Source organism: Thermomonas sp. S9, from assembly GCF_024704365.1.
GTDB lineage: Bacteria > Pseudomonadota > Gammaproteobacteria > Xanthomonadales > Xanthomonadaceae > Thermomonas.
Genome location: NZ_JAJDFY010000001.1, coordinates 2394079 through 2419700 on the forward strand (window position 1 = coordinate 2394079; position 25622 = coordinate 2419700).

The window sequence follows — 25622 nt, forward strand, 5'->3', positions numbered from 1 at the left end:
CACCGCAGCGCCACCCTGCAGCTCGGCTCGAACCTGCGCCGGCGCGCGACCGTGGATTTCGGCCAGGGCTTCGGCGAGAGCGCCGGTTTCCGGGTCAACGCGATGGCCGAAGACTCCGGCAGCTTCCGCGACGACGTGTACCTCAAGCGCCACGGGATCAACCCGTCGCTGAACTTCGATTTCGGCGCTGCGACCTCCGTGGTGCTGGCCTACGAGCGCTTCCACGACGACCGCACCGCCGACCGCGGCGTGCCCTCCTACCAGGGCCGCCCGCTGCGCACCGACCCGTCCACCTTCTTCGGCAACCCGCGCCTGAGCCGCACCGAGGCCGACGTGGACGCCTTCGATGCCACCGTCGAGCACGCCTTCAGCGACACCCTGCGCCTGCGCAACCATCTGCGCTGGGCCGATTACGACAAGTACTACCAGAACGTGTTTCCACGCGCAGTGGATGCCACCGGTACGCTGGTGACCCTGGCCGCCTATCGCAACGCCACCCGCCGCCGCAACCTGTTCAACCAGACCGACCTCGTGTGGAAAGTGGACAGCGGCGCGCTGCGGCATACCGTGCTGGCGGGAACCGAGCTGGGGCGGCAGGTGACCGACAACTTCCGCCAGACCGGCTACTTCGCGCCGGGGACTGACGTGGTCCCGGTCGCCAACCCGAACGTGGACGTGGCGGTGACCTTCCAGCAGAGCGCGACCGACGCCGACAACCACGGCATCGCGCGCACCGCGGCCGTGTACCTGCAGGACCAGATCGAGTTCTCGCCGCAGTGGCAGGCGATCGTTGGCCTGCGCTACGACGCCTTCCGGATGGACCTGCGCAACAACCGCAACGGGCAACGGTTGCGCAGCGACGACGGCATGCTGTCGCCGCGCGCGGGGCTGATCTACAAGCCGCGCGCGGATGTCTCGCTCTACGCCAGCGTCAGCACCGCGTTCCAGCCGCGCGCCGGCGACCAGCTGGCCTCGCTCACCGCCAGCAACGCCGCGCTGAAGCCGGAGCGCTTCTACAACCGCGAGCTGGGCGCGAAGTGGGATATCCGCCGCGACCTGCAGGCCAGCATCGCCGTGTACCGGCTGAACCGCAGCAACGTGGCCGTCACCGATCCGAACGACGCCACCCGCCTGATCCTGGTCGACGGCCAGTACAGCTCAGGGCGTCGAGCTGGGCCTGGCCGGCCGCATCACCGAGCACTGGCAGGTGATGGGCGGCTACGCCTGGCAGGACGGCGAGATCACCGCCACCCAATCGGCCAGCGCGGTCAAGGGCAACCGCCTGGCACAGCTGCCACGCCATTCCGCCTCGCTGTGGAACCGCTACGACTTCGACGAGCGCCTGGGCGTCGGCCTCGGGCTGATCCATCGCGGCGCGATCTTCGCCAACGTGGACGATGCGGTGACGCTGCCCGCCTTCACCCGGGTGGACGCCGCGCTGTACTGGACGCTCTCGCCCAGGTTCCAGGTGCAGCTCAACGTCGAGAACCTGGGCAATGTGCGCTACTTCGCCAGCGCGCACAGCAACACCAACATCAGCCCGGGCGCGCCGCGCAGCGCGTGGGTGACGCTCAACGTCCGCTACTGAGCGCCTGCGCATGGAGCCTTCGCGCCTACCCCGCCGCGGCAACGCGCTGTACCGCGGCATCCGCCAGCTGCATCTGTGGATCGGCGCCTGGGGCGCGCTGGCGGCGATCCTCTACGGCGCCACCGGGCTGGTGCTGAACCACCGCATGGGCGACGGCGCCTGGCCGCAGGGCGACAGCCGGGACACCGCGCGCATCACGCTGGCGATCCCGGCGAGCGCCCGCGCCACCCCGGAGCAGCTGTCGCTGTGGCTGCGGGACACCCGCGGACTGGATGCGCAGCTGATCCGCAAGGGTGGGCCCGGCGCCTCCGGCGATGGCAAGCCAGCGCCAAAGTGGTCGCTCAGCGGCGGCACGGCGCGCACGTCGTGGACGCTGGAGTACGCGCCGGGCAGCGACCACGCCCTGCTCAAGCACAGCCAGCACTCGCCGCTGGCGGCGCTGAACCGCCTGCACAAGGCCGTCGGCGGCGGGCTGCCCTGGCGCCTGCTGGCCGACAGCTTCGCCATCGGCATGCTGCTGCTCGGGCTGTCCGGGATCTGGATGTGGGCGCGCGGGCGCCGCCTGCGCACACTGGTGTTCAGCGTGATGGGGCTGTCGACCCTGGCCTTCGCGGCGGCGCTGGCCTTCGCGCTCGGCTAGCGCCCGCGCCGCCGCGCTGGCGTACTCACCGCGCCAGGGCGTCGGCGGCGGCGAGGATGTCCTCGTCCTTCGGGATCACCAGGAAGGCCGCGCCCGCCAGCGGGGTGTAGGTATCCGCGCCGACCACGCGCTTGAGCGGCTTGCCGCCGAAGCCGGCTTCGGTGATCGCGGTGATCACGCCCTCGCCGATGCCGGCGCTGAAGCGGCCTTCATCGACGATCAGGATGCGCTCGCATTCGCCGGCGTGCCTGGCGATCGCCGCGTGGTTGAGCGGCACCAGCCAGCGCAGGTCCACCACGCGCACCTTCCAGCCGTGCTGCTTCTCGATCCCGCGCGCGGCGCGCAGGCTCATCGGCACGCCGTTGCCGAAGGTGAAGATCACGCAGTCGGTGGCGTCCGCCTCGTAGACGCGTTCCTCGCCCAGCACCAGCGCCTGCTCGGGCGGCGGGTAGGCGGTCAGCCACTGGCCGTCGCCCGCTTCAAACAGATCCTTGGTCATGTACAGGGCAATCGGTTCGAGGAAGGCGGTGACGCGGCCGTCCACCTTCGCCAGCGCCACCAGCGTGCGCAGCATCATCGCGGCGTCGTCACCACGCGACGGGCAGCCGACCACCAGGCCCGGGATATCGCGCAACGCGGTGACCGAGTTGTCGTTGTGGAAGTGCCCGCCGAAGCCGCGCTGGTAGCCCAGGCCGGCGATGCGCACCACCATCGGGTTGCGGAACTGGTCGTTGCTGAAAAACTGCAGCGAGCAGGCCTCGCCGCGCAGCTGGTCGATGGCATTGTGCAGGTAGGCCAGGTACTGGATCTCGGGGATCGGCAGCAGGCCCATGTTGGCGAAGCCCTGCGCCATGCCCAGGATCATGGTCTCGTCCAGCAGCGTGTTGAACACGCGCTTGCTGCCGAAGGCCTTGTACAGCCCCTTGGTGACCGTGTACACGCCGCCCTTCTGCGCCACGTCCTCGCCGAACAGCAGCGTCTCCGGATACTTGGCCAGCAGATCGTGCAGGGCCTGGTTGATCTGGATGGCCAGATGCCTCGGCGCCTGCTTCTCGGGCAGCCTGTCCTCGCCGCCGAACGCCTTGACGCGGGCCTCATGCGACGGCGCGCGGCTGGCCTCGGCCTGCACCTCGTCCGGCGTGTACGGCGCCAGCGGGCGCATCACGTGCTCCAGCGTCTCGATGCGCGGGCGGCGATCGGCCTCCTCGGCGGCGGCGAAGCACTTGCGACGGGTGTCCTCGTACAGCGCCAGGATCTCGTCCTGCGTCATCAGCCCCGACTCCAGCGCGATCGCCGCACTGCGCAGCAAGGGGTCGCTGGCTTCGACCGCGCACAGCTCCTCGATGCTGCGCCACTCGATCTCGAAGTCGGTGCCGGCGTGGCCCATGACGCGGGTGGTGCGCAGGTGCAGGAAGGTCGGCCGGCGGGTACGGCGGCAGTGCTCCACCGCGCGCAGCACGTCGCCGTAGCCAGCGGCGAGGTCGAGACCGTCAGCGAAGAAATAGTCGAGGTCGGGGCGCTGGCGGAAGCTCTCGCCGATCCAGCCGCTCGGGGTCTTCACCGAGATGCCGATGCCGTTGTCCTCGCACACGAACAGCACCGGCGCCGGCAGCTTCTGATAGGCCGTCCAGCTGGCCGCGTTGAACGCGGTCTGCGCGGTGGCGTGGTTGGCGGAGGCGTCGCCGAACGAGCAGATGGCGATGGAATCCTCCGGCACCGGCAGGCCCGCGCCGAGGCGCTTGGCGGCTTCGATCGCCACCGCGGTGCCCAGCGCCTTCGGCAGGTGCGAGGCAATCGTCGAGGTCTGCGGCAGCACCCACAGCGGCTTGCTGCCCCAGACCTTGTGGCGGCCGCCGCTGGCCGGATCTTCCGCGCTGGCGGCAAAGCTCAGCGCCGAATCCATGATCGGGTCCATCCCCGGCAGCTTGCGGAAGCGCTCGGCCATGAAGCCGCCGCTGCGGTAGTGCAAAAACGCCGGATCGGTATGCCGGGTGGCGCGCGCCACCATCGCATTGCCTTCGTGGCCGCTCGAACCGATGGTGTAGAAGACCTTGTTCTGCACGCGCAGCACGCGCGCCATCAGGTCCAGGTGGCGCGAGATCAGCTGCGATTCGAACAGCTCGCGGAAGCCGCGCGCATCCAGCGCGCTGCCGTCGAGGATCGCCTCATCCGGTGCCGGCTTGGGCTGGGCGTGCCCGGTCCAGCCGCGCACGAACTCCTGGAAGTTGACGTCGCAGATCTCGGCGCGGTTGAGGCCCTTCATGCGGGCAGGAATGGGGTGCGGAACGGGCGCGAACATGCGGGCCTCGCGGACGGGCAGAGGGAGTCGGCCGCAGGCGCGCGGCCGATCGAAATCAAAACGCGTTGATGCCGGTCAACTCGCGGCCGACCACCAGCTGGTGCACGGTCTCGGTGCCCTCATAGGTGATGACCGACTCCAGGTTCAACGCATGCCGGATCGGGCAGTGCTCGGTGGTGATCCCGGCGCCGCCCAGCAGGTCGCGCGCCTCGCGGGCGATGTCGAGCGCCATGCGCACGTTGTTCCACTTGGCCAGCGAGACCTGGGTCGGCTGCATGGTGCCAGCGTCCTTCAGCCGCCCCAGCTGCAGCGACAGCAGCTGGGCCAGGGTGATGCGGCGGGCCATGTCGGCCAGCTTCAGCTGCGCGGCCTGGGTGGCGGCCACCGGGCGCCCGAACAGGATGCGCTCCTTGCTGTAGCGCAGCGCCTCGTCGAGGCAGGCGATGGCGGCGCCGATCGGGCCCCAGGTGATGCCGTAGCGGGCCTGCGTGAGGCACCCCAGCGGGCCCTTCAATCCCTTCACGTTGGGCAGGCGGTTGGCCTCCGGCACGCGCACGTTATCGAAGTACAGCGCGCTGGTGACCGAGGCGCGCAGGCTCATCTTGTGCTTGATTTCCTGCGCGGCAAAACCGGGCATCCCTTTCTCGACGATGAAACCCTGGATGCCCTCGTCGGTCTGCGCCCACACGATGGCGATATCGGCCAGATTGCCATTGGTGATCCACATCTTGGCGCCATTGAGCACCCAGTCGCCGCCATCGCGGCGCGCGTTGGTCTTCATGTTGGCCGGGTCGGAGCCGCCGTGCGGCTCGGTCAGGCCGAAGCAGCCGATCACCTCGCCCGCCGCCATGCCGGGCAGCCAGCGCTGGCGCTGCTCCTCGCTGCCGTAGGCGTAGATCGGGTACATGCACAGCGAGCTCTGCACCGAGACGAAGCTGCGGATGCCGGAATCACCGCGCTCCAGCTCCTGGCAGATCAGGCCGTAGCTGACCGAGTTCAGGCCGGCGCAGCCGTACTTCTCCGGCAGCGAGGACCCCAGCAGGCCGAGCGCGGCGATCTCGGGCACCAGCTCCTTCGGGAAGCGGCCGGCGTCGAAGCACTCGCCGATGATCGGCAGCACCTTCTCGTCGGTAAAGCGCGCCACGGTGTCCTGCACCGCACGCTCTTCTTCGCTGAGCATGGAACGGACGTCGTACAGGTCGTAGGGGTGCAGGGCCATGGCGGGTTGACGGTCAGGATGGACGAACCGCCATTGTAATCTTGCGGCCCGTACAGCCGGTACGTGCGATCCGACCAGGTTTTCCCTGCGGATCGTCGATCCCGCCGTCCCCCGCGCGCGTTTCGCCAATCCATGCAAAACGGGGCCGGAGATCACTCCGGCCCCGCGTGCAATCCGCCTGCGGATGTGGCGTCAGCGCATCGTCGCGCCGTCGGCGGCGGCGGTCTGGGTCACCACGCGACCGTCGATCACCGGCAGCTGCGCGCCAGGCTTGCTGTCCATGCGCACGGTGTGCTGCTCGCCGTTGTAGCGGTAGGTGACGTCATAGCCCACCGTCTTGCTGCCGTCGCCCAGCGCGACCCGGCTGCCGGGCTTGCTGTCCATGCGCATCGTGCCGGTGCTGCCATCGGGCCTACGGTAGGTGACGTTCCAGCCGACCGTGCGCTCGCTGGTGGAGGTGCCGGTGACGGTGTGGCACTGGCGCTCGGTGCGGTTCACCACCTTGCCGCCTTCGTGGCGCCTGTCGATCTCACGCCCGGCATAGCCACCCGCCACGGCGCCGGCGACGGTCGCCAGCTTGCGGCCGTCGCCCTTGCCGATCTGGTTGCCAACCAGGCCACCGATCAGGGCGCCAGCCACGGTACCGCCGACGTTGCCATCGCGCTCGGGCAGGCGCTCCTGCACCACCACGTCCTCGCACACTTCGCGCGGGGTATTGACGGTATTGGTCTCGCGGATCGGCTCGCTGCGCACCACGCTGGCGTACAGCGGCGCGCTGGCGGTCACCGGCTTGACGTCCAGCACGTCGGCATAGTCCAGGCGCGGCGCGGCGGAGGCCGGGATGGCATTGCCGGCCGGCAGCGGCTCGCCGTTGGCGCCCGTCTGCGGCAGGGCGGCGGGCGCGGCGGCCGCGGCCTCCTGGGCCTGCGGCTTGCGGCTGTTCATGTAACCGGCGACGGCGACACCGCCGACCACCAGGGCGGCCGCGACGGCGATGGCAAGGGTGGTGTTGTTGGACATGTTCGGCTCCCGCATGAGTTGAAGTGGAAAACCCCCTGAGGCGTGGCCGATTGCAGCACGGCGAATCTGAATCGGCCCCGAGCAACCAGTATGCGCGCTCACGCGCCGGCAGGATGCGTTCAGCTTGATAAGCGCCGCATTCAGCATGCCCCGTGCTAGCGTGTCCACATGCGCAATCTACTCCTCGCCCCGTTGCTGCGTTGGCTGGGAAGGCTGAGCTTCCCGCGCCTGTTCCTCGTCAGCGCGCTGCTGTTCCTGCTCGACCTGGCCGTGCCGGATTTCATTCCGTTCGCCGACGAGCTGCTGCTGGGCCTGCTCACCCTGCTGCTGGCGCGCTGGAAGAATCCCGCCGCGACGGGCAAGGTGCCGGCCGCTGGTGATGCCGGACGCTGAACATGTGGCTGGTCGATAGCCACAGCCATTTCGACGCGCCCGAGTTCGACGCCGACCGCGACGCCGCCTGGCAGCGCGCGCGCGCGGCCGGGGTGGAGGTGCAGATCGTGCCGGCGGTCGCCGCCGACGGCTGGGACACGCTGCACGCGGTGTGCGCGTCCCGCCCCGGCCTGTTTGCGGCCTACGGGCTGCATCCGATGTACCTGGACCGGCACCGCCCCGAGCACCTGCCGCGATTGCACGACTGGATCGCGCGCGAACGACCGGTCGCGGTGGGCGAATGCGGGCTGGATTTCTTCGTGCCCGGCCTGGACGCGCAGGCGCAGCAGCTCTATTTCGAGGGCCAGCTGCGGCTGGCGCGCGAGTTCGACCTGCCGGTGATCGTGCACGCGCGGCGCGCGATGGACGCGGTGATCGCCGCGCTGCGCCGCATCGGCGGGCTGCGCGGAGTGGTGCACAGCTTTTCCGGCAGCCCCGAGCAGGCCGCGCAGCTGCACCGGCTCGGCTTCCTGCTCGGCATCGGCGGGCCGGTGACCTACGAGCGCGCGCAGCGCCTGCGCCGGATCGTGGCGACGATGCCGCTGGAGCAGCTGCTGCTGGAAACCGACAGCCCCGACCAGCCGGGCGTCGCGCACCGCGGCCAGCGCAACGAGCCGGCCTATCTGCCAGAGGTGCTGGAAGTGGTGGCGCAGCTGCGCGGAATGGCGCCGGAGGCGGTAGCGAAAGCCATCCGCGACAACGCCGCGCGCCTGTTCAACCTGCCCGTCAACCTGCCCGCTTCGGCTTGAGCAGCAGCTCGATCGCCTTGCCCACCGCCGCGAACGCGAACGCGCCGGTGACATGGGTGGCCGCGCCCAGCCCGGCGCCGCAATCGAGCTTCAGCGCCTCCTCCTTGCCCAGCTGCGGGCGCACGCCGCACACGCTGCCATCGGCCTGCGGGTAGCGCACGTTCTCCAGCGAATACACCGCCGGTACCCCGAAATAGCGGTCGTGGTTCTTGGGGAAGTTGAACTCGCCGCGCAGCTTCTTGCGGATCAGCGAGAGCATGGCGTCGTGCTCGGTGCGCGAAAGGTCGCGCACGCGGATCTGGGTGACGTCGCTGCGCCCGCCGGCCGCGCCGACGGTGATGATCGGCTGCTTGCGCCGGCGGCAATAGGCAATCGCCTCGACCTTGGTGCGGAAGCTGTCGCAGGCATCCAGCACCAGCGCGCCCGGCGCCTGCAGCAGCTCGGCCATGTTCGCCGGCGTCAGGAAGCGCGACTCCAGCTGCAGCCGGATGCGGGGATTGATCGCGCGGCAGCGCTCGGCCATCGCTTCGATCTTCATCCGCCCGTACTGGCCATCCAGCGCCGGCAGCTGGCGGTTGGTATTGCTGACGCACAGCTCGTCGGCGTCGATCAGGGTCAACGCGCCGACGCCGCTGCGCGCCAGCGCCTCCACCGCCCACGAACCCACGCCGCCGATGCCGACCACGGTGACGTGGCAGGCGGCCAGGCGCGCCAGCGCGCCACGCCCGTACAGGCGGTCGATCCCGGAAAAACGCTGCGTCAGTTCCGCATCCATCGGCATATAGTCTAGTGGCCATGTTGCAAGCCGTGCTGCGCTGCGCGATGCTGCGCCCAGCGCCGCCTTAGAGTTCCTGCTCCATGTCCGCGACCCGCATCATCAAGAAGTACCCCAACCGCCGGCTGTACGACACCGAGATCTCCAGCTACATCACGATCGAGGACGTGCGCCAGCTGATCGTCGATGGCGAGGAATTCGAGGTCCGCGACGCCAAGACCGGCGAGGACCTCACCCGCCAGGTACTGCTGCAGATCATCGCCGAGCATGAGCAGGACGGCCAGCCAATGCTGTCCACCCAGCTGCTCAGCCAGCTGATCCGCTTCTACGGCGACTCGCTGCAGGGCTTCATGGGCAACTACCTGGAGCGCTCGATGCAACTGTTCCTCGAGCAGCAGAACCAGTTCCGGCAACAGATGGGCGGCCTGCTGGGGCAGACGCCCTGGACCCTGCTGAACCAGCTCACCGAGCGCAACCTGGCGCTGTGGAAGGACTTCCAGAGCAATCTCGGCAACGGCCTCGGCACGCCCACCCATCCGCGCGAGAAGGACGCGCGCAAGCCACGCTGAGCAGCCATCAAATCTGCCGCACCAAACGGAACCCCACCCGCGCGCTGGCCACGTCCACCCCGCCGGCGGTGCGCCAGGCCGAGCGCACCTGCGCCGGCGCACTGGACCATGCACCGCCGCGATACATGCGCACGCGGCAGCCCGGATTCACCCAGGCCGCGCCATTGCCTGGCGCGCGTCGATAACCCTTGTGCCAGCAATCGGCGACCCATTCGCTGACGTTGCCATCCAGGTCATACAGCCCGAACGCATTGGCGCGGAAACGGCCCACCGGCGCCGGGCCCCACCAACCGTCGCCGTAGCCGGGAAACGCATTGCTCCAGCGCCGCCCCTGCGGTGACACATCGCGGCTGCCGGCCAGATTCGCCTGCCCCGGCGGTGGCGGCCCATCGCCCCAGGGCCAGCGCCCGCTGCCGCCGGCACGCAACGCGTACTCGAACTCGGCCTCGCTGGGCAGACGGTAATGCGCGCCGGTCTGCGCGCTCAGCTCAGGCGGCGTAGGCCTCGGCATCGCGCGCGGTGACGTGCAGCACCGGCATGTCATCGCCGGCGGGGCGACCATCGTAGGCGCTGCGCCAGTCCACTCCGCTGGCGCGCACGAAGTTGCCGCTGCGCCCGTCGTACACGATCGAATGCCCGCGCCGGGTGGCGCGGGTGACATAGCCGGTGGCCTGCACGAAGCGGCGGAACTCGCCGACCGTGATCTCATGCCGGCTCATGGCAAAACCGCGGTCGAAATGCACCGCATGCCGCGGCTGCTCGTCCGGCGATGCGTCTGGATCGCCCGACATCGCCCCCATCATGAAATCGCCGTGCGGCACCACCACCAGCGACGGCCCGCGGCTGCCATCGGCCAGCGCATCGCTGAATACCTGTCCGGGCCGGAACAGGCCGTAGCGGCTGACCTGGTCGATACGCTCGCGCAGCGCCACGCTGACCGGATCGCCCGGCGCGGCGATGCGCAGGATCTCGGCCAGACGTTCGCGCGCCAGGCGCAGGTCGGCATCGCCCAGCGCCATCATCCCTCGTCACCCAGGCGGCGGATGCGGTCGGCGCGCGCGGCCTCGATGCTGGCACGCGCCGCAGCAATCACTTCGTCATCGTCGCGTGTGCGCTGCGCGCGCGCCAGCATGGCATACGCAGCATCGAAATCGCCCTGCCGCGCCAGCGCCAACGCCTGCGCGATCAGGCGTGCCTGCACCGTGGCGATCCCCTGCTGCACCCGCGCCAGCGCCGGCCACAGCGCCTGCGCCTTGCGGTAGTGCGCCAGCGCCCCCTGCTCCGGGGTATCCAGCAACCCGGCCCGCAGCGCGCGATCCCCCGCCTCGACCTCATCGAACGCCTGCCCGGCGCGGTCCACCGCCTGCAGGTAGCGCACTACCTCCGGATGCTCCGGCCACAACGCGCGCAACACGCTGCCATGGCGCTGGGCAAAGCGCAGCGACGCCAGATCATCGCCACCGGCCAGGGCGATCCATGCCTGCGCCAGCAGCGCCGCCTGCGCCTTTGCGAGCAGCTGCGCATCCTGCGCGTTGCCCGGTTCGCGCTTTTGCAACGCCAGCAGGATCGGGATGGCGGAACTTGCGGTCTCGAACAGATCGCCGCGCGCCAGCGCCCGCCGCGCCTGCGCACGCGCGCGTGCGGGGTCGTCGATCCGCACATCAGGCAATGACCAGCTAAGCACTTCGGCCAATGCATCATCGCCTTCGATGCGCACCTGGGCTGGCGCGCGCGAAGTCCGCCCGTCGGCAATGGCCTCGCGGCGGCGCTCCGACTGTTGCGCCGCATTCGAAGCGGACGGTGACGGCTGGCATCCCGACGCCGCCACCATCACCCCCGTGATGACCAAGACTGCTGCGCGCACGCCTCTGCTCCCTGCTGCCGGCGACGCGCCGGCCACGCTGCGGGTGAACGTAGGCCATGCGCACGCGCCCGGCAACCGCATAATGCACGCATGACGCACTGGATCGACACCCCCGACGCGCTGCGCGCGCGTCTTGCCCGTCCGCCCGCCACGATCGGGCTGGATACCGAATTCATCCGCGAACGCACCTACTGGCCGCAGCTGGCGCTGGTGCAGATCGCGCTGGATGCAGACGACATCCTGCTGGTGGATCCCCTGGTTCCCGGCATGTGCGAGGCGCTGGCCCCGCTGCTGGCCGATCCGGCGGTGCTCAAGCTGATGCACAGCCCGAGCGAGGATTTGGTCGCGTTCAAGCACACCTGCAAGATGCTGCCGGCGCCGCTGTTCGACACCCAGGCCGCCGCCGCCCTGTGCGGACTGGGCGCGGGCCTCGGCTACCAGAAACTGGTGCAGGCGCTCACCGGCACCGCGCTGACCAAGGGCGAAACCCGCTCCGACTGGCTACGGCGGCCGCTGTCGCCGGCCCAGCTCGACTACGCCGCCGACGACGTGCGCCACCTGCATGCCCTGCATCAGACGCTGGACGCACGCCTGCAGGCGCTCGGGCGCGCGGCCTGGCTGGCCCAGGACAGCGCCCGCCAGCTGGTCGATGCGCACAGCGACGCGGGCGACCGCTGGCCGCACCTGGCCCTGCGCAGCGCGCAGTTCCTGGATGCCGATGGCCAGCGCCGCCTGCTGCGGCTGCTGCGCTGGCGCGAGGCCCAGGCCCGTACCAGCGACCGCCCGCGCAGCTGGATCCTCGACAATGACCTGGCGGTGACGCTGGCGCGCCAGGCCCCTACCGACCCGCAGGCCCTGCAGGCGGTGCTGGGGGCCACGCCCAAGGCCCCGCGCGACCTGCGCGATGCGCTGTGGCAGGCCCTGGTCACCCCGCTGGCGGATGAAGCGCAAGCCCCGCTGGCGCGCGGCGACGACCGCGACAAACGGCAATTGCGTGCGCTGCAGGACGTGGTGACGGCGGTCGCGGCAGAGCTGGGCCTGCCGGAAAGTGTGCTGGCCCCGCGCCGCCTGCTGGAAGGCCTGCAGGACGGCAGCGGCTGGACCGGCGCGCTGGCCGGCTGGCGTCGGGCCGTGCTGGAACCGCGGCTGGCGCCGCTGCTGGGGGACTAGCTAGTTGGCAGCGCCCGATGGCATCCGTATAATCGCGCTTCCCTCCGTGGGGCCATAGCTCAGCTGGGAGAGCGCGTCGTTCGCAATGACGAGGTCGGGAGTTCGATCCTCCCTGGCTCCACCACCTTCCAACGCCCGACCGGCAACGGTCGGGCGTTTTCGTTCGTGAGCCTCACCGGCATGAAGACCTTTCTGCTGTTCCTGGCCACCGCCGTGGCCGAGATCGTCGGCTGCTATCTGCCGTGGCTGTGGCTGAAGCAGCAGGGCCCGGCCTGGCTGCTGCTGCCGGCGGCGCTGAGCCTGGCGCTGTTCGTATGGCTGCTGACCCTGCACGATGCGGCATCGGGGAGGGTGTATGCCGCCTACGGTGGGATGTACATCAGCGTCGCGATCGCCTGGCTATGGGTAGTGGACGGCGTCCGCCCCAACGGCTGGGACGTGCTCGGGGTCGCGCTGGCGCTGGCGGGCATGGCGGTGATCGCGTTCCAGCCGCGCTGAGCGACCGCAGGCCAGCGCTTTTGCCGGCGCCAGAAATCCATCTGAAAACGCATCGGGCCGCCCGGCTGCGACCCGGAGCGGCCCGATACTGGATTATGCAGACACTGCGGCGCTCATCTGGTGCCGGAGATAGGAATCGAACCTACGACCCCATCATTACGAATGACGTGCTCTACCAACTGAGCTACTCCGGCGAGGCCGGCAAGTTTAGCCGCTGGCAGGTCATTGCGCCAGTTGCCGCAGTTCCTTGGGCAGGGCGAACACCATGTCCTCCGGGTCGCCGTGGAGCTCACGCACATCGGCCGCGCCCAGCGCGCGCAGGCGCTCCAGCACGCCGCGCACCAGCACCTCCGGGGCGGAGGCGCCGGCAGTGACACCGACCCGCCGGCGCCCGGCGATCCAGGCCGGGTCAATCTGCCCGGCGTCGTCGATCAGCCAGGCCACGGCGCCCTCGCGCTCGGCCAACTCGCGCAGGCGGTTGGAGTTGGATGAGTTCGGGGAGCCCACCACCAGCACCGCGTCGCAGCCGTCGCGCACCAGCGCGCGCACGGCGTCCTGGCGGTTCTGGGTGGCATAGCAGATGTCGTCGTGCTTGGGCCCCTGGATGGCCGGATACTTCGCCTTCAGCGCCGCGATGATGTCACGGGTGTCGTCCACGCTGAGCGTGGTCTGGGTGGTGTAGGCGCAGTTGTCCGGCTGCTCCAGTTCCAGCGCAGCGACATCCTCGATGTCCTCGACCAGGTGAATGCGCCCGTTTCCGCCGTCGCCACTCCACTGGCCCATGGTGCCCTCCACCTCGGGGTGGCCGGCATGCCCGATCAGCACCATGTCGCGGCCGCGCCGGCTCTGGCGGCTGACCTCCAGGTGCACCTTGGTCACCAGCGGGCAGGTGGCGTCGAACACCTTCAGCCCGCGCCGCTCGGCCTCCGCGCGCACCGCCTGCGAGACCCCGTGCGCGCTGAACACCACGGTGGCGCCGTCCGGCACCTCGTCCAGTTCCTCCACGAACACCGCGCCGCGCGCCCTGAGGTCGTCCACCACGAACTTGTTGTGCACAACCTCGTGGCGCACGTAGATCGGCGCGCCGAAGACTTCCAGCGTGCGCTTGACGATCTCGATGGCACGATCGACGCCGGCGCAGAAACCGCGCGGATTGGCAAGCAGGACATCCATGCCGGCAGTTTACTCCTTCGCCTGCGCCCGGCCGCCCCGCAGGCCGGCCAGGGCCAGGCCGATCGCACCGCACACCACCGCGCTGTCGGCCACGTTGAATGCCGGCCAGTAGTGCTGGCCGACGTGCCACTGGATGAAATCCACCACGTGGCCATGCACGAAGCGGTCGATCACGTTGCCCAGCGCGCCGCCGATCACCAGCGCCAGCGGCAGCGCCTGCTTCCAGTCCGCACGCGGCAACCGCGCGAGCATCCATGCCATCAGCGCGCTGATCGCCAGCGCCAGCCCCACGAAGAAATACTTCTGCCAGCCGCCGGCATCGGCCAGGAAGCTGAAGGCCGCGCCGGTGTTGTAGGTGCGGTACCAGTTCCAGAACCCGTCGATCACCGGCACCGCGGTGTATTCGGGCAGCGTCTTCAGCACCCAGGCCTTCGACCACTGGTCCAGCACCAGCACCAGTGCGGAGACGCCCAGCCATGGCAGCGCGGTCGGCTTCATCCCGGCCATCAGAAGTACACCCGGGTTTCGCCAGCGCCGTCCACGTTCTCGACGCAGCGGCCACACAGCAGCGGATGCGCGGCATGCGCGCCCACGTCCTCGCGGTGGTGCCAGCAGCGCACGCATTTTGGTTTAGATGTGGCGCGCGCCGACACCGCGATGGCGGCGGCCGCCTCCGCGTCCGGCACCACCGCGACATCGCCGCTGATGAAGAAGAAACGCAGCTCATCGACCAGCGGCGCCAGCCAGTTCTGGTCGGCCACCCCGCAGCGCAGGGCGATCTCCGCCTCCAGCGCCGCGCCGATCTCGCCGGCGGCACGCATCGGCTCCAGCGCCTTGGCCACCTGCTCGCGCAGCGCCAGCAGCGCCTCCATGTCGCGCGCCGAGAGCGCGGCATCCTCCGGCAGCGGGGCCAGGCCGTCGTACCAGGTTTCCAGCAGGACGTTGCCGGCGCGCGCGCCGGGCAGGTGGCCCCACATCTCGTCGGCGGTGAAGCTCAGCACCGGTGCGATCCAGCGCACGAAGGCCTCGGCGATGCGGTACATCGCGCTCTGCGCGCTGCGGCGGCCGGGCGAATCCTCCTGCATGGTGTACAGGCGATCCTTGGTGACATCCAGATACAACGAGCCAAGATCTACGCTGCAGAAATTCATCAGCGCCTGTACCACCGCGGCGAAGTCGTATTCGGCATAGGCGCGCGCGATCTGCTCCTGCACCTGCCAGGCGCGATGCACGATCCAGCGATCGAGCGCCACCATGCCATCCAGCGGCCGCAGATGGCGCGCCGGATCGAAGCCGTGCAGGTTGCCGAGCAGGAAGCGCGCGGTGTTGCGGATGCGGCGGTAGGCGTCGGCGTTGCGCTTGAGGATCTCCTGCGACAGCGTCATCTCGTTGCTGTAGTCGGCGCTGGCGATCCACAGGCGCAGGATGTCCGCGCCCAGGGTCTTCATGATCTCCTGCGGCTCGATCCCGTTGCCCAGCGACTTCGACATCTTGCGGCCGTGCGCGTCCACGGTGAAGCCGTGGGTGAGGCACTGCCGGTAGGGCGCGGCCTTGTCGATCGCAACGCCAGTGAGCAGGCTGCTCTGGAACCAGCCGCGGTGCTGGTCGGAGCCTTCGATGTAGAGGTCGGCCGGCTTGCCCAGCCCGCGCGCGACCAGCACCGCCTCGTGGGTGATGCCGGAATCGAACCACACGTCGAGGATGTCGGTGATCTTCTCGTAATCGCCCGCCTCCTCGCCCAGCAGCGCGGCCGGCTCCAGCGCATACCAGGCGTCGATCCCGGCCTGCTCCACGCGCTCGGCCACCTGCCGCATCAGCTCCACGCTGCGCGGGTGGATCGCGCCGGTCTGGCGGTGCACGAACAGCGCGATCGGCACGCCCCAGGTGCGCTGGCGCGAGATGGTCCAGTCCGGGCGCCCTTCCACCATGCCCGCGATCCGCGCCTGGCCCCAGGTGGGGTACCACTGCACGGTCTCGATCGCGGCCAGCGCGTCGCGGCGCAGGTGCGCCTGCTCCATCGAGATGAACCACTGCGGAGTGGCGCGGAAGGCGATCGGCGTCTTGTGCCGCCAGCAATGCGGGTAGCTGTGGGTCAGCCTGGCGAAGGCCAGCAGGCGGCCGCTATCGCGCAGCGCCTCCACCAGCAGGTCGTTGGCCTTCCATACGTGGACGCCGGCCAACACCGTTTCGCCGGCGGGCGCGGTGCCCGGCAGGTACACGCCGCGGCCGTCCACCGGATTGAGCGTGGCGGCGTCGTATTGCTCGACCAGGCCGTACTTCTGCGACACCGCGAAGTCTTCCTGGCCGTGGCCGGGCGCGGTATGCACGGCGCCGGTGCCCTCCTCGGCGCTGACGTGGTCGCCGAGCAGCACCGGGATGTCGCGGTTCGGATAGAACGGATGCGCGAACCGCAGGCCTTCCAGCGCCTCGCCGCGCGCGCGGCCGCGCACGAAGACCTCGGCCACGCCGTAGCGCTGCAGCGCCTTCTCGGCCAGCGCCTCGGCCAGCACCAGCCAGCGGCGGGTGCCGTCGGCGCTCGCCGGGCCTTCCACCAGCACGTAGTCCAGCTCCGGACCCAGCGCGATCGCCAGCGAGGCCGGCAAGGTCCACGGCGTGGTGGTCCAGATCGGGAGGGCCACCTCCACGCCTTCCGGCAGCTCGCAGCCGAAGACGCGGCTGACCTGCTGTGGGTTGCGCGCGGCGTAGGCCACGTCGATCGCGGGCGAGACCTTGTCGTGGTATTCGATCTCGGCCTCGGCCAGCGCGCTGCCGCAGTCGAAGCACCAGTACACCGGCTTCACCCCGCGCAGCAGGTGGCCGTTCTCCACCACCTTGGCCAGCGCACGGATCTCGTCGGCCTCGAACTTGAAATCGAGGGTGCGGTAGGGGTTGTCCCAGTCGCCGAGCACGCCCAGGCGCTTGAAGTCGCGGCGCTGCACCTCGATCTGCTCGCTGGCGTATTCGCGGCACTTCTGGCGAAACTCGGTGGCGTCCAGCTTGGTGCCGACCTTGCCCCATTTCTTCTCGACGGCGATCTCGATCGGCAGGCCGTGGCAGTCCCAGCCCGGGATATAGGGCGCATCGAACCCTGCCAGTGTCTTCGATTTGACGATGATGTCCTTGAGGATCTTGTTGACCGCATGGCCGAGGTGGATGGCCCCGTTCGCGTACGGCGGACCGTCGTGCAGCACGAAGCGCGGGCGTCCCGCGGCCACCTTGCGGATCTGCGCGTACAGGCCTTCGGCCTCCCAGCGCGCCAGGATCTCCGGCTCGCGCCTGGGCAGGTCGCCGCGCATCGGAAAATCGGTTTCCGGCAGCAGGATGGTGGCCTTGTAGGGGTTTTCGGTCTTGTCGGTCACGCTGACGCCTGTGTGGTCGGGACTGGGGTGGGGGAATCCGCATGCGGGCGTGCGGTCGCCTGTCCGGGGCCGGACCCGGCGAGGATCGCACGCGCGCGGGCCTCGTCGCGCTGCATCTGTGCCACCAGCGCGGGCAGGTCCGGGAATTTTTCCTCGTCGCGCAGGTGGGCGACGAACTCGACCTCGATCCGCTGCCCGTACAGGCTGCCTTCGAAATCGAACAGATGCGCTTCCAGCAGCGGCTCCACACCATCGACCGTGGGGCGGGTGCCGAAGCTGGCGACCGCCGGCCATGGCGCCGCCCCGACCCCGTGCACCCAGGTCGCATACACCCCGCGCAGCGCCGGCACCTTGCCGCCGTAGCGCAGGTTGGCGGTGGGGTAGCCGAGGGTGCGGCCAAGCTGGCGCCCGCGCACCACCCGCCCGGCAACCGCATACGGACGGCCCAGCAGGCGCGCGGCCTGCGCGAAGTCGCCTGCCGCCAGCGCGGCGCGGATGCGGGTGCTCGATACCCGCTCGCCGTCCAGCTGGACCGGCTCGATCTGCTGCGCGGTGAATCCAAGGCTTGCGCCCATCGCCTGCAGCAGCGCGAGGTCACCGGCGCGGCCCTGGCCGAAGCGGAACGCCGGGCCGACCCAGACCTCGCGCGCACCCAACTGCGCGGCCAGCACCGTGCGCGCGAACTCCGCGGCCGGCATCGCCGCCAGGCGCGCATCGAAGCGCAGCAGACCCACGCCATCGCAGCCCAGCGCCCACAGGCCTTCGGCCTTGGCCCGCGGCAGCATCAGCCGCGGCGGCGGGGCCGCACGCGCAACGCGCGCAAAGAACTCGCGCGGCAGTGGCTCGAATCCCAGCGCCACCGCTGGCACGCCCAGCACACGCGCACGCGCGACCGCGCGGCCCACCAGCGCGCGATGGCCGAGGTGGAGGCCGTCGAAGGCGCCGATGCAGACCACGCTGCCCTGCGGGCACAGCGCCCGCCCGTGCCCCGCGGCGGGGCCGGCATCGCGGAAGAAGAAGCTCATGGCAGGCCCGCAGTATAGCGGCGGCGGGCGGCGCGATGCCCGCCGGCGCGCGCGTTCAGGCGTTCAGTGCTGTTCGCGGAAATCACGCACCCGGAACCCCAGCGCCAGCATCGCCAGCGCGTACACCCCGGCTCCGCCGCCGACCAGCAGCGCCAGCCAGCCCAGGCGCAGCCACTTGTCCACCGCGGTGAAGTCCGGCGCCAGCTGCAGCCCGGCCAGCAGCGCCGCAGCCATCGCCGCGTTCGCCAGCGCCAGCCGCAGCAGGTAGCGGCCCCAACCCGGCTGCAGGTCGAACACGTTGGCCTTGCGCAGCCAGCGCCACAGCAGCAAGAGGTTCAGATAGCTGGACAGGGCGGAGGCGATGCCGAGTGCGAAATGCAGGCCCGGCACCCGCGCCAGGGTCGCCATCACCCCGCCGGTCTTGGCCGCCTCCGGCACCCACAGCCAGTACATCAGGGCCAGGATGCCCACGTTGAACGCCATGTTGGCGACCATCGCCACCAGCCCCGCACGCACCGGGGTGCGGGTGTCCTGGCGCGCGTAGAACGCCGGCAGCACCGTCTTCACCAGCGCGAACGCCGGCAGCCCGAAGCTGAGGCCGAACACCGACAGCGCGGTCATGCGCGCCGCCTCGGCGGTGAACCTGCCGTACTGGAAGATGGTGGACACCAGCGGCAGCGCCAGCAGCATCAACCCCAGCATCGCCGGCAGGATGATCGCCAGGGTGGTGCGCAGGCCCCAGTCCAGCGACTTCGAGAACCCCGCGCGGTCGGTGTTGACATGGTGGCGCGCCAGGGTCGGCAGGATCACCGTGCCCAGCGCGATCCCGAACACGCCCAGCGGGAACTCCAGGAAGCGGTCGGCGGTGGACAGCCAGCTCTGCGAGCCGTGCACCAGCATCGCCGCGATGAAGGTGTCGAACAGCAGGTTGACCTGCGCCACCGACGAGCCCAGCAGGGTCGGCACCATCAGCCGCACCACCTTGCGCACGTCCGGGTGGCGCCAGCCCCAGCGCGGCAGCGCCAGCAGGTCCAGCCGCGCCAGCGCCGGCAGCAGGAACAGCAGCTGCAGCACGCCAGCGGCCAGGATCGCCCAGCCCATCGCCATGATCGGGGGATGCGCCAGGCGCGAACCCCACAGCGCGCCGGCGATCATGCACAGGTTGAGGATGATCGGCACGAACGCCGGCAGGCCGAAACGGTGGTAGCTGTTCAGCGCGCCGCCGGCCAGCGCGGTCAGCGAGACGAACAGCAGGAACGGGAAGGTCAGCCGCAGCAGGTCGGCGATCAGCGCATTCTGGCCGGGGGCCGGGTCGGCCTGGGTGAACACGTCGGCCAGTTGCGGCGCCAGCAGCATGCCCAGTGCGGTCACCACCAGCAGCACTCCGCCCAGGGTGCCGGCCGCGCGCGCCACCAGCGCCTTGAGGTCGGCGTGCGGGCGGGTTTCCTTGACCTCGGTGAACACCGGCACGAACGCGGTGGAGAACGAGCCTTCCGCGAACAGCCGGCGCATGAAGTTGGGGATCCGGAACGCCACCCAGAACGCATCGGTCATCCAGGTGGCGCCGAAGGTGGCATTGAACACCTGGTCGCGCACCAGCCCGAACACCCGGCTGAGCATGGTCATGCCACCGAACGACAGCACTCCGCGCGCCATGCTGCGGTGCCGCGCCCCGCCCTGTCCGCCGCCCGCGCTCACGCCGGCACCGCCGTCTGGCGCGCGCGGCCGCGCAGGTTGACCCAAGCCATTGAATCATCCATAATTGGCGGTCTTTCCGAACCCCTCGCTTGCCGGCCATTGTGCCAGCCGGCGAACCCCGCAGCCAAAACTCCAGACTTCCCAGGATTTTCCCCGTGGCCAACATCAAGTCCGCCAAGAAGCGCGCCAAGCAGACCGTCGTGCGCAATGCCCGCAACGTGGCCCAGCGCTCGCAGCTGCGCACCGCCGTCAAGAAGGTGATCAAGGCGATCGACGCCAACGACGCCTCCGCCGCCCGCGAGGCCTTTGCCGTGGCCCAGCCGCTGCTGGACCGCTTCGCCGCCCGCGGCCTGATCCACAAGAACAAGGCTGCCCGCCACAAGGCCCGCCTGACCGCGCGTATCAAGGCGCTGCAGGCCGCCTGAGGCCGCATCCGCGGATTCGGCGAAAACCCCCGCGCAAGCGGGGTTTTTCATGCCCGTTTCCCGGGCCGGGCGACGCTCACGCATCGGCGTGCCCGTGCCCCTTGCCGGCCGGCGCGCCGGCGCCCTCGCCCGCCTCGGCCCGCTCCTCGCGCAGGCGGTCGAAGAAGGCCTGCACCGCCAGCATGATCGGCCAGGTGCCCTCGCGCCCGATGGCCGACACCAGGAACCACGGCGCCTCCCAGCCCAGCTCGGCCACGATGGCCTCGGCCGCGGCGTGCGCCTCGTCCTCGAACATCAGGTCGGCCTTGTTCAGCACCAGCCAGCGCGGCTTCTCCAGCATCGCCGGGTCGTACTTGCGCAGCTCGTGCTCGATCGCGCGCACCTGCTCCACCGGCGAGGGCATGTGCGTGCCGCCGCCCAGCGCATCCATCGGCGAGATGTCCACCAGGTGCAGCAGCAGACGGGTGCGCTGGACGTGGCGCAGGAACAGACTGCCCAGCCCGGCGCCGTCGGCCGCGCCCTCGATCAGGCCGGGGATGTCGGCGATCACGAAGCTGCGGCCCGGTTCCACGCTGACCACCCCGAGATTCGGGTACAGCGTGGTGAAGGGATAGTCCGCCACCTTCGGGGTCGCCGCCGAGACCGCGCGCACGAAGGTGGACTTGCCGGCATTGGGGAAGCCGAGCAGGCCGACGTCGGCCAGCAGCCTGAGCTCCAGCCGCAAGGTGCGGCTCTCACCCTCCTCGCCCGGCGTCGCCTTGCGCGGGGCGCGGTTGATCGAACTCTTGAAGTGCATGTTGCCGAGCCCACCCTTGCCGCCCTTGGCCACCAGCAGGCGCTGGCCGTGCACAGTGAGGTCGCCGATCACCTCGTCGGTCTCGACGTTGTGCACCACGGTGCCCACCGGCACCGTGATCACGATGTCCTCGCCGGCCTTGCCGTACATCTGCCGGCCCATGCCGTTCTCGCCGCGCTGCGCCTTGAACCTGGTCTGGTGGCGGAAATCCACCAAAGTGTTGAGGTTCTCGTCGGCCTGCAGCCAGACGTCGCCGCCATCGCCGCCGTCGCCGCCGTCCGGGCCGCCCAGCGGGATGAACTTCTCGCGGCGGAACCCGATGCAGCCGTTGCCGCCATTACCGGCGGTGACCGTGATTTCAGCTTCGTCGACGAGTTTCATGCGGGGATTGTGCCGTGTTGGTGGGGATTCGGCGAAGCGGCGCTCCGCCTGCAAACGAAAAGCCCCGCCGGGGCGGGGCTTTTCGCGATCGCGTGCCGGCGCGCCTTACTGGGCGGCGCTGACGATGCTGACCGTGCGGCGCTTCTTCGGGCCCTTGGTGGAGAACTCCACGGTGCCATCGACCAGCGCGAACAGGGTGTGGTCGCGGCCGAGGCCCACGCCGGTGCCCGGGTGGAACTGGGTGCCGCGCTGGCGGACGATGATGTTGCCGGCTTCGACGGCCTGGCCGCCGTACAGCTTCACGCCCAGGTACTTCGGTTCGAGTCGCGGCCGTTGCGGGTCGAACCACCAGCCTTTTTGTGTGCCATGACTGCGTCTCCTTACTTGCTGCCGCCGGCGATGCCGGTGATCTGGATTTCGGTGTAGTGCTGCCGGTGGCCCATCTGCTTGCGATGGTGCTTGCGGCGGCGGAACTTGACGATGCGCACCTTGTCGGCGCGGCCGTGGCCGACGACCTTCGCGGTGACGGAAGCGCCCTTCAGCGCGTCGCCCAGCTTGATGCCGTCGGCGTCGCCCAGCATCAGGACGTTGTCCAGGGTGATCTCGCTGCCGGCTTCGGCTTCGAGCTTCTCGACGCGGAGCGTTTCGCCCTGCATCACGCGGTATTGCTTACCGCCGGTGACCAGTACTGCGTACATGTTGGAGTCTCTCGGTTCTGTCGTTCTTCTAGGCGCCCCGCCACGTCACGGCGGCGGGGCCTGCCGCCATCGTGGGCGGACAGGAGCGGAATTGTAGGGGATTCAGCGGGTTAGGGTCAACCCGCCCACCGGCCGGGCGGAATGCGGCCCCTCCGGGCGCCCCGCCCGACGGCGGCGCGCTGCATCCGGACGGCCCCATCGCCCGTCTCATCCCGGGCGACGCACGACACCGAAACTGGCAATCCCGCGATTTGCCCCCGAATCGCCCGCTCGCTACGCTTCCCGATTGGCCGGCGCATGCCGGCCTCCCCCACCCGGCAGGACATCCCGATGGCCCTGGACTACATCCGCCTCCGCGGCGCACGGACGCACAACCTCAAGAACATCGACCTCGACCTGCCACGCGACCGGCTGATCGTAATCACCGGCCTGTCCGGCTCCGGCAAGTCGTCGCTGGCGTTCGACACCATCTACGCCGAGGGGCCAGCGCCGCTACGTGGAATCGCTCTCCGCCTACGCGCGGCAGTTCCTGAGTGTGATGGACAAGCCCGATCTCGACCACATCGAGGGCCTGTCCCCGGCGATCTCGATCGAGCAGAAGTCCACCAGCCACAACCCGCGCTCGACGGTCGGCACCATCACCGAGATCCACGACTACCTGCGCCTGCTGTACGCACGCGTCGGTACGCCGCGCTGCCCGGACCACGGCTTCCCGCTGGAGGCGCAGACCGTCAGCCAGATGGTCGATCAGGTGCTGGCGATGGAGGCCGACCCGGCGCTGGCCGAGCAGCGCTGGATGCTGCTGGCGCCGGCGGTGCGCGAGCGCAAGGGCGAACATGCGCAGGTGTTCGACCAGCTGCGCGCGCAAGGGTTCGTGCGGGTGCGGGTGGACGGCGTACTGCACGAGATCGACGCGGTGCCGCCGCTGGCGCCGCGGGCAAAGCACACCATCGAGGCGGTGATCGACCGCTTCCGCCCGCGCGCCGACCTCCGCCAGCGCCTGGCCGAATCGTTCGAGACCGCGCTCAAGCTGGGCGACGGCATGACCATCGTGCAGTCGATGGACGACGTGCATGGAAGCACGAGTGCCGCGGGAGGCAGGATGCCGGAAGCGGCCGCCGCGCCGCTGCTGTTCTCCTCGCGCTACGCCTGCCCGGTGTGCGACTACTCGCTGCCGGAGCTCGAACCGCGGCTGTTCTCGTTCAACTCGCCGGTGGGTGCCTGCCCCGGCTGCGACGGCCTCGGAGTGGCGCAGTTCTTCGACCCGGCCAAGGTGGTGGCGCATCCCGAACTGTCGCTGGCGGCCGGGGCGATGCGCGGCTGGGACCGCCGCAATACCTACTACTTCTCGATGATCGCCTCGCTGGCGCGGCACTACGGCTTCGACGTGGACACCCCGTGGCAGCAGCTGCCGGCGCGCATCCGCGACATCCTCCTGAACGGCAGCGGCCGCGAGGAGATCAACCTCGCCTACATCGGCGAGAGCGGCCGCCGGGTGCAGCGCCGGCATCCGTTCGAGGGCATCCTGCCGAACCTTCAGCGCCGCTACCGCGAGACCGAGAGCGCCGCGGTGCGCGAGGAGCTGGCCAAGTACATCAGCGAGCGCGCCTGCCCCGAGTGCGGCGGCGCGCGCCTGAACCGGCAGGCGCGCAACGTGTTCGTGGCCGACCGCCCGCTGCACGAGATCGCGGTGCTGCCGATCGATGCCTGCCTGGATTTCTTCGAACACCTCTCGCTCCCGGGCTGGCGTGGTGAGATCGCCACCAAGATCGTGAAGGAGATCCGCGAACGGCTGGGCTTCCTGGTGGATGTCGGACTGGACTACCTGAGCCTGGACCGGCAGGCGGATACGCTCTCCGGCGGCGAGGCCCAGCGCATCCGCCTGGCCAGCCAGATCGGCGCCGGCCTGGTGGGCGTGATGTACGTGCTGGACGAGCCCTCGATCGGCCTGCACCAGCGCGACAACGAGCGCCTGCTGGCGACCCTGACCCGCCTGCGCGACCTCGGCAACACGGTGATCGTGGTCGAGCACGACGAGGATGCGATCCGGCTGGCCGACCACATCGTGGACATCGGCCCCGGTGCCGGCGTGCACGGCGGCGAGGTGGTGGCACAGGGCAGCCTGTCCGACATCCTGCGGGCGCCGCGCTCACTGACCGGGCAATACCTGTCGGGCCAGCGCCGGATCGAGGTCCCCGCGCAGCGCCACGCGCCGAACCGCAAGCGCCTGCTGAGGCTCAAGGGCGCCAGCGGCAACAACCTGCAGGATGTGGATCTGGAGATCCCGGCCGGGCTGCTGACCTGCGTCACCGGCGTCTCCGGCTCCGGCAAGTCCACCCTGATCAACGACACCCTGTACGCACTGGCCGCCAATGAGATCAACGGTGCCGCGCATACCCCGGCGCCCTACCGCGAGGTCCAGGGGCTGGACCTGTTCGACAAGGTGGTGGACATCGACCAGTCGCCAATCGGGCGCACGCCGCGCAGCAATCCCGCCACTTACACCGGCCTGTTCACCCCGCTGCGCGAGCTGTTCGCGCAGGTGCCGGAGGCGCGCGCGCGCGGCTACTCGCCGGGCCGCTTCAGCTTCAACGTGCGCGGCGGCCGCTGCGAGGCCTGCCAGGGCGACGGCCTGATCAAGGTCGAGATGCACTTCCTGCCCGACGTGTACGTACCTTGCGACGTCTGCCAGGGCAAGCGCTACAACCGCGAGACGCTGGAGATCCTGTACAAGGGCTACAGCATCCACGATGTGCTGAAGATGACGGTCGAGGACGCGCTGGAGCTGTTCGCGCCGGTGCCGGCGATCGCGCGCAAGCTGGAAACCCTGGTGGACGTGGGCCTGTCCTACATCAAGCTGGGCCAGAGCGCGACCACCCTGTCCGGCGGCGAGGCGCAGCGGGTGAAGCTGTCGAAGGAGCTCTCGCGCCGCGACACCGGCCGCACCCTGTACATCCTCGACGAGCCCACCACCGGCCTGCACTTCCACGACATCGAGGCGCTGCTGGCGGTCCTGCACCGGCTGCGCGACGACGGCAACACGGTGGTGGTGATCGAGCACAACCTGGACGTGATCAAGACCGCCGACTGGATCATCGACCTCGGCCCGGAGGGTGGCCACCGCGGCGGCCAGATCATCGCCACCGGCACCCCGGAAGAAGTCGCCGCCAATCCGGCCTCGCACACCGGGCGCTTTCTTGCGCCTTTGCTCGAACGCGATCGGGCAAGCTCGGGTGCCCGCCAT

Annotated in this window: 21 protein-coding genes, 2 tRNA genes and 4 pseudogenes; 12 read left to right on the forward strand and 15 right to left on the reverse strand. The window is 70.0% G+C overall.

Annotated features, from left to right (window positions below):
• Nucleotides 1-102 precede the first annotated feature (102 nt).
• The 3 genes and pseudogenes from LJB71_RS12000 to LJB71_RS12010 all read left to right on the forward strand — a co-directional run.
• Nucleotides 103-1068, forward strand: a pseudogene (locus LJB71_RS12000) (TonB-dependent receptor); the annotation flags it as partial.
• 142 nt (nt 1069-1210) lie between these two features.
• Nucleotides 1211-1588, forward strand: coding sequence for a TonB-dependent receptor (locus LJB71_RS12005; RefSeq protein ID WP_259304815.1), 378 nt, complete (start codon nt 1211-1213; stop codon nt 1586-1588).
• Between the two features lie 10 nt (nt 1589-1598).
• Nucleotides 1599-2228, forward strand: a complete 630-nt coding sequence (locus tag LJB71_RS12010; protein WP_259304363.1) for a PepSY-associated TM helix domain-containing protein — start codon at nt 1599-1601, stop codon at nt 2226-2228.
• A 25-nt stretch (nt 2229-2253) separates the two neighbouring features.
• On the opposite strand, the gene LJB71_RS12015 is transcribed toward LJB71_RS12010, so the two are convergent.
• The 3 genes from LJB71_RS12015 to LJB71_RS12025 all read right to left on the reverse strand — a co-directional run bounded on the left by LJB71_RS12015 (nt 2254) and on the right by LJB71_RS12025 (nt 6766).
• Complete coding sequence (locus LJB71_RS12015) at nt 2254-4527, reverse strand: thiamine pyrophosphate-dependent enzyme (RefSeq protein ID WP_259304364.1); 2274 nt, start codon at nt 4525-4527, stop codon at nt 2254-2256.
• 55 nt (nt 4528-4582) lie between these two features.
• Nucleotides 4583-5746, reverse strand: coding sequence for an acyl-CoA dehydrogenase family protein (locus tag LJB71_RS12020; protein WP_259304365.1), 1164 nt, complete (start codon nt 5744-5746; stop codon nt 4583-4585).
• Nucleotides 5747-5938: 192 nt separating this feature from the next.
• Nucleotides 5939-6766 carry a glycine zipper 2TM domain-containing protein gene (locus LJB71_RS12025; protein WP_310649420.1) on the reverse strand — a complete coding sequence of 276 codons (828 nt, stop codon included), beginning with the start codon at nt 6764-6766 and terminating at the stop codon, nt 5939-5941.
• A 168-nt stretch (nt 6767-6934) separates the two neighbouring features.
• On the opposite strand from LJB71_RS12025, the gene LJB71_RS12030 reads away from it, so the two are divergent.
• Both LJB71_RS12030 and LJB71_RS12035 read left to right on the forward strand, forming a co-directional pair.
• Nucleotides 6935-7159, forward strand: coding sequence for a DUF6116 family protein (locus tag LJB71_RS12030; protein WP_259304366.1), 225 nt, complete (start codon nt 6935-6937; stop codon nt 7157-7159).
• 2 nt (nt 7160-7161) lie between these two features.
• Complete coding sequence (locus LJB71_RS12035; RefSeq protein WP_259304367.1) at nt 7162-7947, forward strand: TatD family hydrolase; 786 nt, start codon at nt 7162-7164, stop codon at nt 7945-7947.
• On the opposite strand, the gene LJB71_RS12040 is transcribed toward LJB71_RS12035, so the two are convergent.
• Entirely contained in the window at nt 7925-8722 is a 798-nt protein-coding gene (locus LJB71_RS12040) for a tRNA threonylcarbamoyladenosine dehydratase (RefSeq protein ID WP_259304368.1), read from the reverse strand. The two genes, LJB71_RS12035 and LJB71_RS12040, sit on opposite strands and share 23 nt — an antisense overlap.
• A gap of 83 nt (nt 8723-8805) precedes the next feature.
• Here LJB71_RS12040 and phaR point away from each other — a divergent pair, with 83 nt between their 5' ends.
• On the forward strand, nt 8806-9291 hold the full coding sequence (gene phaR, locus LJB71_RS12045; RefSeq protein WP_259304369.1) for a polyhydroxyalkanoate synthesis repressor PhaR: 486 nt from the start codon (nt 8806-8808) through the stop codon (nt 9289-9291).
• A gap of 7 nt (nt 9292-9298) precedes the next feature.
• On the opposite strand, the pseudogene LJB71_RS14680 reads toward phaR, so the two are convergent.
• Nucleotides 9299-10313: pseudogene (locus tag LJB71_RS14680) on the reverse strand (formylglycine-generating enzyme family protein).
• Nucleotides 10310-10984: a hypothetical protein gene (locus LJB71_RS12060; protein WP_259304372.1), complete on the reverse strand. Its 675-nt coding sequence runs from the start codon at nt 10982-10984 to the stop codon at nt 10310-10312. The pseudogene LJB71_RS14680 and the gene LJB71_RS12060 overlap by 4 nt, the downstream one beginning before the upstream one ends.
• A 16-nt stretch (nt 10985-11000) precedes the next feature.
• Here LJB71_RS12060 and LJB71_RS12065 point away from each other — a divergent pair, with 16 nt between their 5' ends.
• The 4 genes from LJB71_RS12065 to LJB71_RS12080 all read left to right on the forward strand — a co-directional run bounded on the left by LJB71_RS12065 (nt 11001) and on the right by LJB71_RS12080 (nt 12823).
• Nucleotides 11001-11249: a hypothetical protein gene (locus LJB71_RS12065; RefSeq protein ID WP_259304373.1), complete on the forward strand. Its 249-nt coding sequence runs from the start codon at nt 11001-11003 to the stop codon at nt 11247-11249.
• Nucleotides 11246-12325, forward strand: coding sequence for a ribonuclease D (gene rnd, locus LJB71_RS12070; protein WP_259304374.1), 1080 nt, complete (start codon nt 11246-11248; stop codon nt 12323-12325). The genes LJB71_RS12065 and rnd overlap by 4 nt, the downstream gene beginning before the upstream one ends.
• A 48-nt stretch (nt 12326-12373) precedes the next feature.
• Nucleotides 12374-12449: transfer RNA gene (locus LJB71_RS12075), tRNA-Ala, on the forward strand.
• A 56-nt stretch (nt 12450-12505) separates the two neighbouring features.
• Nucleotides 12506-12823, forward strand: a complete 318-nt coding sequence (locus tag LJB71_RS12080; protein ID WP_259304375.1) for a YnfA family protein — start codon at nt 12506-12508, stop codon at nt 12821-12823.
• Nucleotides 12824-12941: 118 nt separating this feature from the next.
• Here the strand turns inward: LJB71_RS12080 and LJB71_RS12085 are convergent.
• From LJB71_RS12085 to murJ, 6 genes are all read right to left on the reverse strand, one after another.
• A tRNA-Thr gene (locus tag LJB71_RS12085) sits at nt 12942-13017 on the reverse strand.
• 28 nt (nt 13018-13045) lie between these two features.
• Nucleotides 13046-13996 carry a 4-hydroxy-3-methylbut-2-enyl diphosphate reductase gene (gene ispH, locus LJB71_RS12090; protein ID WP_259304376.1) on the reverse strand — a complete coding sequence of 317 codons (951 nt, stop codon included), beginning with the start codon at nt 13994-13996 and terminating at the stop codon, nt 13046-13048.
• 9 nt (nt 13997-14005) lie between these two features.
• On the reverse strand, nt 14006-14503 hold the full coding sequence (lspA, locus tag LJB71_RS12095; protein ID WP_259304377.1) for a signal peptidase II: 498 nt from the start codon (nt 14501-14503) through the stop codon (nt 14006-14008).
• Entirely contained in the window at nt 14503-17292 is a 2790-nt protein-coding gene (gene ileS / locus LJB71_RS12100) for an isoleucine--tRNA ligase (protein ID WP_259304817.1), read from the reverse strand. The genes lspA and ileS overlap by 1 nt, the downstream gene beginning before the upstream one ends.
• A 59-nt stretch (nt 17293-17351) precedes the next feature.
• Entirely contained in the window at nt 17352-18380 is a 1029-nt protein-coding gene (locus LJB71_RS12105) for a bifunctional riboflavin kinase/FAD synthetase (protein WP_259304378.1), read from the reverse strand.
• 63 nt (nt 18381-18443) lie between these two features.
• The gene (gene murJ, locus LJB71_RS12110; RefSeq protein WP_259304379.1) at nt 18444-20036 is read right to left on the reverse strand and encodes a murein biosynthesis integral membrane protein MurJ; all 1593 of its coding nucleotides are present in this window, start codon (nt 20034-20036) and stop codon (nt 18444-18446) included.
• A 197-nt stretch (nt 20037-20233) separates the two neighbouring features.
• Between murJ and rpsT the strand changes: the two genes are divergently transcribed.
• Nucleotides 20234-20503: a 30S ribosomal protein S20 gene (gene rpsT, locus LJB71_RS12115; protein ID WP_114961028.1), complete on the forward strand. Its 270-nt coding sequence runs from the start codon at nt 20234-20236 to the stop codon at nt 20501-20503.
• A gap of 76 nt (nt 20504-20579) precedes the next feature.
• Here the strand turns inward: rpsT and obgE are convergent, their stop codons facing one another.
• The 3 genes and pseudogenes from obgE to rplU form a co-directional block, all read right to left on the reverse strand.
• A complete protein-coding gene (gene obgE / locus LJB71_RS12120; RefSeq protein ID WP_259304380.1) occupies nt 20580-21680 on the reverse strand; it encodes a GTPase ObgE in 1101 nt (366 codons plus the stop codon).
• Between the two features lie 105 nt (nt 21681-21785).
• A pseudogene (rpmA, locus tag LJB71_RS12125) lies at nt 21786-22048 on the reverse strand (50S ribosomal protein L27).
• Nucleotides 22049-22060: 12 nt separating this feature from the next.
• Complete coding sequence (rplU, locus tag LJB71_RS12130) at nt 22061-22378, reverse strand: 50S ribosomal protein L21 (RefSeq protein ID WP_259304381.1); 318 nt, start codon at nt 22376-22378, stop codon at nt 22061-22063.
• A 330-nt stretch (nt 22379-22708) separates the two neighbouring features.
• On the opposite strand from rplU, the pseudogene uvrA reads away from it, so the two are divergent.
• Nucleotides 22709-25589 (forward strand): annotated as a pseudogene (uvrA, locus tag LJB71_RS12135) (excinuclease ABC subunit UvrA); the annotation flags it as partial.
• Between the last annotated feature and the right edge of the window lie 33 nt (nt 25590-25622).

What these genes read in the sequence shown, in the direction of transcription:
- LJB71_RS12005 (WP_259304815.1), top strand. Translation starts at nt 1,211, where the DNA reads ATGGGCGGCTACGCCTGGCAGGACGGCGAGATCACCGCCACCCAATCG.
- LJB71_RS12010 (WP_259304363.1), top strand. Translation starts at nt 1,599, where the DNA reads ATGGAGCCTTCGCGCCTACCCCGCCGCGGCAACGCGCTGTACCGCGGC.
- LJB71_RS12015 (WP_259304364.1), bottom strand. Translation starts at nt 4,527, where the DNA reads ATGTTCGCGCCCGTTCCGCACCCCATTCCTGCCCGCATGAAGGGCCTC.
- LJB71_RS12020 (WP_259304365.1), bottom strand. Translation starts at nt 5,746, where the DNA reads ATGGCCCTGCACCCCTACGACCTGTACGACGTCCGTTCCATGCTCAGC.
- LJB71_RS12025 (WP_310649420.1), bottom strand. Translation starts at nt 6,766, where the DNA reads ATGTCCAACAACACCACCCTTGCCATCGCCGTCGCGGCCGCCCTGGTG.
- LJB71_RS12030 (WP_259304366.1), top strand. Translation starts at nt 6,935, where the DNA reads ATGCGCAATCTACTCCTCGCCCCGTTGCTGCGTTGGCTGGGAAGGCTG.
- LJB71_RS12035 (WP_259304367.1), top strand. Translation starts at nt 7,162, where the DNA reads ATGTGGCTGGTCGATAGCCACAGCCATTTCGACGCGCCCGAGTTCGAC.
- LJB71_RS12040 (WP_259304368.1), bottom strand. Translation starts at nt 8,722, where the DNA reads ATGGATGCGGAACTGACGCAGCGTTTTTCCGGGATCGACCGCCTGTAC.
- phaR (WP_259304369.1), top strand. Translation starts at nt 8,806, where the DNA reads ATGTCCGCGACCCGCATCATCAAGAAGTACCCCAACCGCCGGCTGTAC.
- LJB71_RS12065 (WP_259304373.1), top strand. Translation starts at nt 11,001, where the DNA reads ATGCGCACCTGGGCTGGCGCGCGCGAAGTCCGCCCGTCGGCAATGGCC.
- rnd (WP_259304374.1), top strand. Translation starts at nt 11,246, where the DNA reads ATGACGCACTGGATCGACACCCCCGACGCGCTGCGCGCGCGTCTTGCC.
- LJB71_RS12080 (WP_259304375.1), top strand. Translation starts at nt 12,506, where the DNA reads ATGAAGACCTTTCTGCTGTTCCTGGCCACCGCCGTGGCCGAGATCGTC.
- ispH (WP_259304376.1), bottom strand. Translation starts at nt 13,996, where the DNA reads ATGGATGTCCTGCTTGCCAATCCGCGCGGTTTCTGCGCCGGCGTCGAT.
- lspA (WP_259304377.1), bottom strand. Translation starts at nt 14,503, where the DNA reads ATGGCCGGGATGAAGCCGACCGCGCTGCCATGGCTGGGCGTCTCCGCA.
- ileS (WP_259304817.1), bottom strand. Translation starts at nt 17,292, where the DNA reads ATGCGCGGCGACCTGCCCAGGCGCGAGCCGGAGATCCTGGCGCGCTGG.
- LJB71_RS12105 (WP_259304378.1), bottom strand. Translation starts at nt 18,380, where the DNA reads ATGAGCTTCTTCTTCCGCGATGCCGGCCCCGCCGCGGGGCACGGGCGG.
- murJ (WP_259304379.1), bottom strand. Translation starts at nt 20,036, where the DNA reads ATGGCGCGCGGAGTGCTGTCGTTCGGTGGCATGACCATGCTCAGCCGG.
- obgE (WP_259304380.1), bottom strand. Translation starts at nt 21,680, where the DNA reads ATGAAACTCGTCGACGAAGCTGAAATCACGGTCACCGCCGGTAATGGC.
- rplU (WP_259304381.1), bottom strand. Translation starts at nt 22,378, where the DNA reads ATGTACGCAGTACTGGTCACCGGCGGTAAGCAATACCGCGTGATGCAG.